The sequence below is a fragment of the Amycolatopsis sp. CA-128772 genome (genome assembly GCF_002904295.1).
In the GTDB taxonomy this organism is placed as follows: Bacteria; Actinomycetota; Actinomycetes; order Mycobacteriales; family Pseudonocardiaceae; genus Amycolatopsis.
The window spans coordinates 1-12,478 of sequence record NZ_PPHG01000108.1 but is presented as its reverse complement, the minus strand read 5'-3'; the positions used below and the strand labels follow the sequence as shown (position 1 = coordinate 12,478).

Genomic DNA, 12,478 nt, shown 5'->3' with positions numbered 1-12,478 from the left:
ATGGACGGCACGCGACGGGATGGGGCCTGATGGACAACGACGCGAAGCTCCGGGAGTACCTGAAGAAGGTGACCGCGGACCTCCGGCGCGCCCGCAAGCGCGTCCAGGAGGTCGAAGACGCGGCCGCCGCCCCGGTCGCGATCGTCGGGATGGCCTGCCGGTTCCCCGGCGGGGTCCGCTCGCCCGAAGACCTGTGGCGGCTGGTCGACTCCGGCGGCGACGGGATGTCCGGGTTCCCGGCCGGCCGCGGCTGGCCCGACGCGCACGACGCCGGCTTCGTCGCCGAAGGCGGTTTCGTGCACGAAGCGGGCCGGTTCGACGCGGGCTTCTTCGGCATCTCGCCGCGCGAAGCGCTGGCCATGGACCCGCAGCAGCGGCTGCTGCTCGAGACGTCGTGGGAGACCCTCGAACGCGCCGGGATCGTGCCGGACACCCTGCGCGGCAGCCGCACGGCGGTGTTCGTCGGCGCGGCCTCCCAGGGGTACGGCACCGGCGCGGGGGAGGAGGCCGAGGCGGTCGCCGGGCACCTGATGACCGGCACCGCCACCAGCGTCCTGTCCGGCCGGATCTCCTACACCCTCGGCCTGGAAGGCCCGTCGGTCACTGTGGACACGGCCTGTTCGTCGTCCCTGGTCGCGTTGCACCTGGCGGTCCAGTCGCTGCGGCGCGGGGAGTCCGACCTCGCGCTGGCCGGCGGCGCGGCGGTGATGGTCAACCCGGACATGTTCACCGAGATGAGCCGCCAGGGCGGGTTGTCCGGCAACGGCCGGTGCAAGGCGTTCGCCGAGGGCGCCGACGGCACCGGCTGGGGCGAGGGCGCCGGGATGCTGCTGGTCGAGCGGCTGGCCGACGCGCAGCGCCTCGGCCACCCGGTGCTCGCCGTCGTCCGCGGCTCGGCGGTCAACTCCGACGGCGCGAGCAGCGGCCTCTCGGCGCCGAACGGCCCGGCACAGCAGCGGGTCATCCGGGACGCGCTCGCCGACGCCCGGTTGTCCACTGTGGACGTGGACCTGGTCGAGGCGCACGGCACCGGCACGGCCCTGGGTGACCCGATCGAGGCGCAGGCGCTGCTGGCGACCTACGGCCAGGACCGTGAAACGCCGCTGTGGCTCGGTTCGGTCAAGTCGAACATCGGGCACACGCAGGCCGCGGCCGGCGTCAGCGGCGTCATCAAGCTGGTGATGGCGCTGCGGAACCGCCGGATGCCGCCGACCCTGCACGCGGGGACACCGTCGGCGAAGATCGACTGGACGGCCGGTGCGGTCGAGCTGCTGCAGGAAGGCCGGGACTGGACCGCCGACCGCCCGCGGCGGGGCGCGGTGTCGTCGTTCGGCATCTCGGGCACCAACGCCCACCTCGTCCTGGAGGAGTTCTCGGCTCCGCCGGCCGCCCCGGCCGCCGGGTCCGGCGTGGTGCCGTGGGTGCTGTCGGCCAAGTCCGCCGAGGCCCTGCGCGAGCAGGCCGCCCGGCTGTCCCTGGTGGACGGTTCGCCGGCCGACGTCGCCTTTTCGCTGGCGACGACCCGTTCGGCGTTCACGCACCGGGCCGTCGTGGTCGGTGCCGACCGGGAGCGGCTCCTGGCCGGGGTCCGCGCGGTGGCCGAGGGAACCCCCGCGCCGCACGTCGTTTCGGCGGTCGCCAGGAGCGGCAAGGTGGCCATGGTCTTCCCCGGCCAGGGTGCCCAGTGGACCGGGATGGCCGCCGGGCTCCTGGCCACGTCGGAGGTGTTCGCGGCCCGGTTCGCCGAGTGCGCGCGGGCGCTCGAGCCCCACACCGGCTTCTCGCTGCTCGACGAGCCCGAACTGGATCGCGTCGACGTCGTCCAGCCCGCGCTCTTCGCGATGATGGTCTCCCTGGCTTCGCTGTGGGCCACCCACGGCGTGCGCCCGGACGCGGTGATCGGCCACTCCCAGGGCGAAATCGCGGCCGCGGTGGTGTCCGGGGCGCTGTCCCTCGAGGACGGGGCCCGGGTGGTCGCGTTGCGCAGCAAGGCCATCCTCGCCTTGGCGGGCGCGGGCGGGATGGTCTCCGTGGCCGCGCCCCTGGAGCGGACCAGGTCGCTCGCCGCGCCGTGGGGCGACCGGATCGGCATCGCCGCCGTGAACGGCCCGGCGTCGACCGTCGTCTCCGGCGACCCGGACGCGCTCGACGAGTTCACGGCCGCCTGCGGCGAGGTGCGCACCCGGCGGATCCCGGTGGACTACGCGTCCCACTCCGCGCAGGTGGAGCGGCTGCGCGGCGAACTACTGGACGTCCTGGCCCCGATCACCCCGCGCCCGGCCGGTACCGGCTTCCTTTCGACCGTCACCGGCGAATGGCTCGACGGCCCGGAGCTGGACGCGGAGTACTGGTACACGAACCTGCGCAGCACCGTGCGGCTGGACACCGCCGTCGAGCGGCTGAAGGGCGAGGGGTTCCGGACGTTCGTGGAGGTGTCGCCGCACCCGGTGCTGACCATGGCGCTCGGGGACGACGTCGTCGCGCTCGGTTCCCTGCGCCGCGACGACGGTGGCCTGGACCGCTTCGCGCTGTCGGTGGCCGAAGCGCACGTCCACGGCGTCAAGGTCGACTGGACGCCGTACTTCGCCGGCGCCGCGCGGGTCGACCTGCCCACTTACGCGTTCCAGCAGCGGCACTACTGGCTGAAGCCCGGCGGTGCCGCGGTCACCGATCCGGCGGACGCCGGTTTCTGGGCGGCGGTCGACCGCGGCGACCTCGCCGCGACCATCGGCGTCGACCCCGAAGTTCCGCTGAGCGAGCTGCTGCCCGCCCTGAGCGACTGGCGCCGGACGGCCCAGGAAAAGTCCACTGTGGACTCCTGGCGCTACGACATTCGCTGGCGCCCGGCGCCGGAGCCGGTGGGCACCCTGTCCGGGCGCTGGCTCGCCGTGGCCGCGCCCGGGCAAGACACGTCCATAGCGGACGCACTCGGCGCCGAACTCGTGCCGGTGACCGGCGATCGCGAAAGCCTGGCCGCCCGCCTGCGCGAAGCCGGGCCGGTGACGGGCGTGGTGTCGTTGCTGGGCTTCGACGAGCGGCCGCACCCGGAGTTCCCCGAGCTGCCGTCCGGGGTGGCGGCGACGCTGGTGCTCGCCCAGGCCCTCGGCGACGCGGGCATCGACGCGCCCCTCTGGCTGCTGACGTCGGGCGCGGTCGACACGGCCTCGCCCTCGCCCGCGCAGGCGCAGATCTGGGGCCTCGGCCGCGTGATCGGCCTGGAACACCCGGACCGCTGGGGCGGGTTGATCGACCTGCCGCCCGCCCCCGACGCCCGGGCCGTGGAACGCCTCACCGCCATCCTGGCCACCCCCGGCGACGAGGACCAGTTCGCCGTCCGCCCCTCCGGCGTGCTCGTCCGCCGCCTGGTCCACGCCACGCCGCCGCGAACCGCACCCGGCTCGTGGTCCCCGCGCGGCACCGTCCTCGTCACCGGCGGGACGGGCGCTCTCGGCCCGCGGATCGCCCGCTGGCTGCGCACGGCCGGCGCCGGGCACGTCGTCCTCGCCAGCCGGCACGGCGGCCAGATCCCCGACGAACCGGGTATCACCTTCGCCACCTGCGACGTCACCGATCGCGCCGCCGTCGAAGCCCTCGCCCGCGCCCACGACTTCCGGGCCGTCGTCCACGCCGCCGCGCTCATCGAACTCGCCGCCATCGACGCCACCGACGTCGCCGGGTTCGCGGCCGTCGCGCGCGCCAAGGTGCTCGGCGCGGAAAACCTCGACGCCGTCTTCGACCAGGACCTGGACGCCTTCGTCCTGTTCTCCTCCATCGCCGGCGTCTGGGGCAGCGGCGAACACGCGGCCTACGCCGCCGCGAACGCCCACCTCGACGCCCTCGCGCAGCGGCGGCGCGCCCGCGGCCTGCGGGCCACCTCGCTCGCCTGGGGCGTCTGGAACGCCGCCAACCCCGCCAAGGCGAACCAGGACTTCGACGCGAGCCGCCTGCTGCGCCAGGGCCTGCCGTTCCTCGACCCCGACCTCGCCTTCGCGGGCCTGCGCCAGGTCCTCGCCGACGACGAGACGTTCCTCGCCGTGGCCGACGTCGACTGGGCCCGGTTCGCGCCCGTCTTCACCGCCCTGCGGCCGCGCCCGCTGCTCGACGAGCTGCCCGAGGTCCGCCGCGCCCTGACGGTGGAAAAGGCCCAGGGCAAGACCGGTCTGCTGGCCGGGCTGGCTCCGGCCGACCGCCGCCGGGCCGTGCTCGACCTGGTCCGCGCCACCGCGGCCGCGGTGCTCGGCCACGACGGCCCGGACGCCGTCGCCCCGGACGTGGCCCTGCGCGAACTCGGCTTAGACTCGCTCACCGCCGTCGAGCTGCGCAACCGCCTCGCCGCCGAAACCGGCCGGAGCCTGCCCGCCACCCTCGCCTTCGACCACCCGACGGCCGAGCGCATCACCGAGTTCCTGCTCGGCGCCACGACCGGCGGCACCGAGACCGTCGTCGCGGTCGCCGACGACGAGCCGATCGCCATCGTCGCGATGAGCTGCCGCTACCCGGGCGGGATCAGCAGCCCGGAGGACCTCTGGGAGCTGATCACCACCGGCGGCGACGCGATCACCGGCTTCCCGGCCGACCGCGGCTGGGACGTCGGCGCGCTGTTCGACCCCGACCCGGACCACGACGGTACCAGTTACACCCGCCACGGCGGCTTCCTGCACGACGCGGGCGACTTCGACCCGGGCTTCTTCGGCATCTCGCCGCGCGAGGCGCTGACCATGGACCCGCAGCAGCGGCTGCTCCTGGAGGCGTCGTGGGAGGCGGTGGAACGCGCCGGCGTCGATCCGGAGAGCCTGCGGGGGAGCGCCACCGGCGTGTTCGTCGGCACGAACTACGCCGACTACGGCATCGGGCTGGCCCAGCCCGGCAGCTCGGCCGGGCACCTGCTCACCGGCGGCGCGGCCAGCGTCGTTTCGGGCCGCATTTCCTACACCTTCGGGCTCACCGGCCCGGCCGTCACCGTCGACACGGCGTGCTCGTCGTCCCTGGTCGCGCTGCACCTGGCCTGCCAGTCGCTGCGCACCGGCGAGTGCACGATGGCGCTGGCCGGCGGGGTGGCGCTGATGTCGACACCGGCGTCCTTCGTCGCCTTCAGCCGCCAGCGCGCGCTCGCCGCCGACGGCCGCTGCAAGGCGTTCTCCGACGACGCCGACGGCATGGGCATGGCCGAGGGCGTCGGCGTCCTGCTGGTCGAACGGCTCGCCGACGCCCGGCGCCTCGGCCACGAGGTGCTGGCCGTGATCCGCGGCTCGGCGGTCAACTCCGACGGCGCGTCCAACGGCCTGACCGCGCCCAACGGCCCGGCCCAGCAGCAGGTCATCCGGCAGGCGGTGGCCAACGCGCGGCTGACCTTCGACGACGTCGACGCGGTCGAGGCCCACGGCACCGGCACCACCCTCGGCGACCCGATCGAGGCGCAGGCCCTGCTGGCCACCTACGGCCGCGACCGGGTGAACCCGCTCCTGCTCGGCTCGGTGAAGTCCAACATCGGGCACAGCCAGGCCGCTTCGGGCGTCGCCGGCGTCATCAAGATGGTCATGTCCCTGCGCCACGGCGTGCTCCCGGGCACGCTGCACGCGGGCACCCCGTCGTCCCATGTGGACTGGACGACCGGGAACGTCGCCCTGCTGACCGAAAACCGCCCCTGGCCCGAGACCGGCCGCCCGCGCCGGGCCGCCGTGTCGTCGTTCGGCATGAGCGGCACCAACGCCCACGCCGTCCTCGAAGCCGCACCGGAGCCGGTCGCGACGGAGCCGTCCGGGCCCGTCGCGACCGGCCCGGTGCCCTGGGTCCTGTCCGCGAAGACGCCCGCCTCGCTGGCCGCGCAGGCCCGGCGGCTGCAGGCGCGCGTAGGGGCCGCACAGGGGGTCCGGGCCGCAGATGTGGGGTACTCCCTCGCGAACTCCCGGGCTACGTTCGAGCAACGGGCGGTGCTCGTGACCGGCGGTGCGCACCCCGGCCACGACCCGCTGGGCGCGCTCGCCCACGGCCGGGCCGCTCCCGGCCTGGTGCGGGGCAGCGCCCGCCACGGGGGCAAGGTCGCCTTCGTCTTTCCCGGGCAGGGCTCGCAGTGGGTGGGGATGGCTTTGGACCTGATCGACACGTCGCCGGTGTTCGCGGCCCGCATGCGGGACTGCGAACGCGCGCTGGCGCCGTACGTCGAGTGGTCGCTGTCCGATGCCCTCGGCGACGAAGAACTGCTGCAGCGCGTCGACGTCGTCCAGCCCGCGTTGTTCGCCATGATGGTGTCGCTGGCCGAGGTCTGGCGCGCCCACGGAGTTTCCCCGGACGCCGTGATCGGCCACTCGCAGGGCGAGATCGCCGCGGCGGCGGTCGCCGGCGCACTGTCCCTCGAGGACGCCGCCCGCGTGGTCGCGTTGCGCAGCAGGGCGATCCGGGCCCTGGCGGGCCACGGCGGGATGGTGTCCGTCACCGCGCCGCCGTCCGATGTCGAGCGACGCCTGGAGCGCCTCGGTGGCCGCGCGGGGATCGCCGCGGTCAACGGCCCGTCCACCGTCGTCGTCTCCGGAGCCCCGGACGCGCTCGACGCGCTGCTGGCGGAGTGCGCGGCCGACGGCGTGCGCGCCAAGCGGATCCCGGTCGACTACGCCTCCCACTCGGTCCAGGTGGTCCAGATCAAGGCGGAGCTGCGCGAACTGCTCGCGCCGGCTTCCCCGCGGTCGTCCGGTATCGCGTTCTACTCCACGGTGACCGCCGAACCGATCGACACCGCCGGACTCGACGGCGCTTACTGGTACACCAACCTGCGCAACCCGGTGCTGTTCGAAGCGGCCACGCGGCGCCTGGCTGCGGACGGCTACGACACCTTCGTCGAGTGCAGCCCGCACCCGGTGCTCACGATGAGCGTCGAGGACACTGTGGACGAAGCCGTCGTCACCGGCACGCTGCGTCGCGGCGAGGGCGGCCTCGACCGGCTGTACACGTCGTTCGCCGAGGCGTGGGTGCACGGTGTCGACGTCGACTGGACGCCCGCGTTCGGCGAAGGCGCCCAGCTGGTCCCCCTGCCGACGTACGCCTTCGACCACCAGCGGTACTGGCTGGACCCGGCCCCCGCGGCCCCGGCCGACGACGGGCTTTGGACGGCGCTCGAGGAAACCGAAGACCTCGCCGGTGTCCTCGGGGTCGGCCGGGACGCGCTCGACGAGGTGCTGCCCGCCCTGGCCCGGTGGCGCACCCAACGATCTGCAGTGGACTCCTGGTGTTTGAAGGTCGGCTGGGTGCCGGCCGCCGAGCCCGCGCTGCCGCTGCTGTCCGGCCGCTGGCTGGTCCTGCTGCCGAATGGCCACAGTGGATCGGTCGCGGACGCGCTCGCCGCGCGCGGCGCCGACGTCGTCACCGCCTCGCCGGACGAACTGCCGCCGGGGGAGTACGCCGGCGTGGTTTCCCTGCTGGGCCTGGACGAAACGCCGCTGCCCGGGCATCCGCTGATCGCCGCCGGGGTCGCCGCGACGGCCGCGCTGGCGCCGGCCATGGCCGCCGCCGGGATCGACGCTCCCTTGTGGCTGCTCACCCGCGGCGCCGTGGCGGCCGGGCCCGGCGACGCGCCGGCGTCGGGCGTGCCCGCCCAGCTGTGGGGCCTCGGCCGCGTGATCGGCCTGGAGTACCCCGGTCTCTGGGGCGGGCTGGTCGACCTGCCCGCCACGCTCGACGAGCGGGCCGCCGACCGGCTGGCCGGCGTGCTGGCCGAGCCCGGCGGCGAAGACCAGCTCGCGATCCGCTCCCACGGGATCCTGGCCCGCCGGCTGCGCCCGGCCCGCCCGGCGCCGGCCGGCGAGCCGTGGCGGCCGCGGGGGACCGTGCTCGTCACCGGCGGCACCGGCGCGCTCGGCGCGCACGTCGCCCGCTGGCTGGGCCGCTCCGGCGCCGACCACCTCGTGCTCACCAGCCGCCGCGGTGAAGCCGCCCCGGGCGCCGCCGAACTCGCCGAAGAGCTGCGCGGGTACGGCTGCGCGGTGACCATCGCCGCGTGTGACGTCGCCGAACGCAAGGCCGTCGAAGCGCTGCTGGACAGCCTGGGTCACCCGCCGGCGGCCGTCGTGCACGCGGCCGGGCTGCCGCAGTCGAGCGCCCTGGCCGAGACCGGCCTGGACGAGTTCGAAGACGTCCTCGCGGCCAAGGTCGCGGGCGCCGCGCACCTGGACGCGCTGCTCGGCGACGACCTCGAAGCGTTCGTGCTGTTCTCCTCAAACTCCGGTGTCTGGGGCAGCGCGGGCCAGGGCGCGTACGCCGCCGCGAACGCCTACCTGGACGCGCTCGCCGAACAGCGCCGCGCCCGCGGCGCGAAGGCGACGTCGGTGGCGTGGGGGCTGTGGGCCGGCGGTGGCATGGCGTCCGACGGGGGCGAGGAACAGCTGCGCCGCCGTGGCCTGCGGCCGATGGCGCCGGAGCGGGCCGTGGCCGCGCTGCAGGGCGCGCTCGACCGCGACGAGACCTTCCTCGCCGTGGCCGACGTCGACTGGGCCCGGTTCGTGCCCGCCTTCACGGCGTCGCGGCGGCGTCCGCTGATCGAGGACCTGCCGGCCGTCCGGCACGTGCTGGACCAGCTGGAAGCCGAGCAGGAGCGGCACGACGAAGGCGCCGCGGCGGGGTGGCGCGATCGGCTGGCCGGGCTGCCGGCGGCCGAACGCGACCGGGCCGTGCTGGACCTGGTCCGCACCGAGGCCGCCGCCGTGCTCGGCCACCGCGGGACCGAGGCGATCGGCAGCACGCGGCCGTTCCGCGACCTCGGGTTCGACTCGGTGACCGCGGTCGAGGTGCGCAACCGGCTGCGCGAGGTCACCGGCCTGCGGCTGGCGGCCACCGCCGTCTTCGACCACCCGACCCCGGTGGCGCTGGCCCGGTTCCTCGCGGCCGGCCTCGCTCCCGGCGGCACGCCCGCCGAGTCGGCGTTCGGTGCGCTCGACCGGCTGGAGGCGTCGCTGACGGACCTCGCGGAGCCGGACGAGAACGTCCGGCTCCGCGTCGAAATGCGGCTGAAGTCCCTGCTGAACCGCTGGAGCGCGGAGGGGGCGCCGCCTCCGCAGGCGCAGCTGGCCGGCGCTTCGGCGGCCGAGGTGTTCGCGTTCATCGACCACGAACTCGGGATTTCCCCGCCGCCGGCGCAGTGACGCCCTGACTGGACGAACGGATGAGGTTGGCGATGTCAGAGCAGGACAAGCTCCTCGAGTACCTCAAGCGCGTGACGGCCGACCTGCACCAGACCAGGCAGCGGCTGCAGGCGGCGGAGGCGGCCGAGCAGGAGCCGATCGCCATCATCTCCCTGGCCTGCCGGTACCCGGGCGGGGTCGCCTCGCCCGAGGACCTGTGGGACCTCGTCGCGGGCGGCACCGACGCGATGTCGGCGTTCCCCGAGGACCGCGGCTGGGACGTCGAGCGCATGTACGGCGCTGAAGGCGCCCGCGCGGTCGAAGGCGGCTTCGTCCACGACGCTGCTTCGTTCGACCCCGGGCTCTTCGGCATTTCGCCGCGTGAGGCGCTTGCGATGGACCCGCAGCAGCGCCTGCTGCTGGAGACGTCCTGGGAGCTGCTGGAGCGGGGCCGGCTCGACCCGCTTTCGTTGCGGGGCAGCCGGACCGGCGTGTTCATCGGCGCGAACGCGTCCGGCTACAGCAGCACCCTGCGGGCCGCCGCGGGTTCCGAGGGCTACCTGCTGACCGGCGAGGCGCCGAGCGTGATGTCGGGGCGGCTGTCGTACACGTTCGGGCTGGAAGGCCCGTCGATCACGGTGGACACGGCCTGTTCGTCGTCGCTGGTGGCGCTGCACTGGGCGTGCCAGGCGCTGCGGGAGGACGAATGCGGCCTCGCGCTGGCCGGCGGGGTCACGGTGATGGTGAGCCCGCTGGCGTTCGCCGAGTTCAGCCGCCAGCGCGGGCTGGCGTCGGACGGCCGCTGCAAGTCCTTCGCCGACGCCGCCGACGGCACCGGCTGGGGCGAAGGCGCCGGCATGGTGCTGCTGGAGCGCCTGTCGGACGCCCGGCGCAACGGGCACGAGATCCTCGGCGTGATCCGCGGCTCCGCGGTGAACTCCGACGGCGCGTCGAACGGCCTGACCGCGCCGAACGGTCCTTCGCAGCAACGGGTCATCCGTGCGGCGCTGGCGAACGCCGGACTGTCCACTTCGGACGTCGACGCGGTCGAGGCGCACGGCACCGGCACCGCACTGGGCGACCCGATCGAGGCGCAGGCCCTGCTGGCGACGTACGGCCAGGACCGGCCCGCGGACCGGCCGTTGTGGCTCGGGGCGCTGAAGTCGAACATCGGGCACACGCAGTCGGCGTCCGGGATCGCGGGTGTCCTCAAGATGGTGCTGGCGTTGCGGCACGAGCTGCTGCCGCGCACCCTGCACGTCGACGCGCCTTCGTCCGAAGTGGACTGGTCCGCGGGTGCGGTGGAGCTGCTGACTTCGGCACGGCCGTGGCCCGTGCGGGATTCGCCGCGGCGGGCCGGGGTGTCGGCCTTCGGGGTGAGTGGCACGAACGTGCACGTGATCGTCGAGGAGGCGCCTGCTGTCGTTGCGCCGGAGCCGGTTTCCCGTGCCGGCGGCGCGCTGCTGCCGTGGGTGGTCTCCGGGACGAGCGATGCCGCGTTGCGCGCGCAGGCCCGGCGGTTGCTGGACGCGGATCCCGATCCGGTCGACGGCGGGTACTCGTTGGCCGTCACTCGCGCCGGTCTTGCCCGGCGTGCGGTGGTGCTCGGTACCGACCGCGACTCGCTGCGGGAGGGCCTGACGCGGCTCGCCGAGGGGGACGGCGTCACCGGTACGGCGGACCCGGATGCGTTGCTGGCGGTGCTGTTCACCGGCCAAGGCGCGCAGCGGGTCGGGATGGGGTTCGAGCTCTATCGGCGTTTTCCCGCGTATGCCGCGGCTTTCGACGAGGTTTGCGCGCACTTCGACCCCTCCCTTCGGGATGCGTTCGAGGACGCGTCGCTGCTGGACCGGACGGAGTTCACGCAGCCGGCGTTGTTCGCGGTCGAGGTGGCGTTGTTCCGGTTGGTGGAGTCGTTCGGTGTCCGCCCGGACTTCGTGGCGGGGCATTCGATCGGGGAGATCTCGGCGGCGCACGTGGCCGGGGTGCTGTCCCTTTCGGACGCTTGTCGGCTAGTGGCCGCCCGGGCGTCGCTGATGCAGGCGCTGCCCGCGGGCGGGGCGATGGTGTCGATCGCCGCTCCGGAGTCGGCCGTCGAGCTGACCGAGGGCGTTTCGATCGCGGCGGTGAACGGCCCGGAGTCGGTCGTGATCTCCGGCGACGAGGCGGCGGTCCTGGCCATCGCGGCCCGGTTCCCGAAGACCAAGCGCCTCGCGGTGAGTCACGCGTTCCATTCGCCGCTGATGGATCCGATGCTCGAAGAGTTCCGCGCGGTCGCCGAGACACTGACCTATCACCCGGCTCAGATACCGGTGCTCTCGAATGTGAGCGGTGCTCTCGCATCGACGTTCACGGCGGAGTACTGGGTGCGGCACGTGCGGGAAGCGGTCCGGTTCGCCGACGGGGTGGCCACCCTGAAAGCCGCGGGCGCCGGCGTCTTCCTGGAGCTGGGGCCCGACGGGGTGCTCAGCGCGATGGTCGGCGGCACGGCGGTCCCGGCGTTGCGGCACGACCGCTCCGAAGAGAGAGCACTGCTCACAGCGTTGAGCACTGTTCACACCCGCGGCGTGAAGGTCGATTGGACGTCGTTCTTCCCGGGCGGCCGCCGGATCGATCTGCCGGCATACGCGTTCCAGCGGGAGCGTTTCTGGCCGCGCGGCGGTGCCGTCCACGGCGACGCGGGTTCGCTGGGCCTGGGCGCGCTGGATCACCCGCTGCTGGGCGCGGCGGTCACGTTGGCGGGTCACGACGGCGTCGTCTTCACGGGACGGCTGTCGCTGGAGACGCAGCCGTGGCTGGCCGGGCACGCGCTGGGCGGGGCGGTGCTGGTGCCGGGGACGGCGTTGCTGGAGCTGGCCCTCCGGGCGGCCGACCAGGTGGGCTGCGACGTGGTCGAGGAGCTGACGCTCGAAGCACCACTGGTCCTGCCGGCCCGCGGCGGCGTGGCGATCCAGGTCTTCGTCGGCCCACCGGACGGCGCGGGCCGCCGGGAGCTCACCCTCCACGCCCGCCCGGACGACGACGCACCCCCCGGCCAGGACACCTGGACCCGCCACGCGGGCGGCCTCATCGCGCCCGGAGCCGGCCAGACCCCGGAGCGGACCGAGTGGCCCCCGCCCGGAGCGGAGCAGCTCCCGTTCGACGGCCTGTACGACCAGCTGGCCGCCCTCGGCTTCACGTACGGCCCGGCATTCCGCGGCCTGCAGGCGGTCTGGCGCCGCGGCGAGGAGACCTTCGCCGAGGTGAGCCTGCCCGAGGAGTTCCAACCGGACGCGGCAACGTTCGGTTTGCACCCGGCCTTGCTGGACGCGGCCCTGCACCCATTGGGCCTCGCAGCCCCGGCGCCCCCGGCCGGCACCGCAGCAGCCGCC

Annotated in this window: 1 protein-coding gene and 1 pseudogene; both read left to right on the top strand. The window is 74.6% G+C overall.

Features of this window, described 5'->3' with window-relative positions:
- Nucleotides 1–68 precede the first annotated feature (68 nt).
- Nucleotides 69–9,128, top strand: coding sequence for a type I polyketide synthase (locus C2L59_RS46260; protein WP_370444847.1), 9,060 nt, complete (start codon nucleotides 69–71; stop codon nucleotides 9,126–9,128).
- 32 nt (nucleotides 9,129–9,160) lie between these two features.
- A pseudogene (locus C2L59_RS46255) lies at nucleotides 9,161–12,478 on the top strand (type I polyketide synthase); the annotation flags it as partial.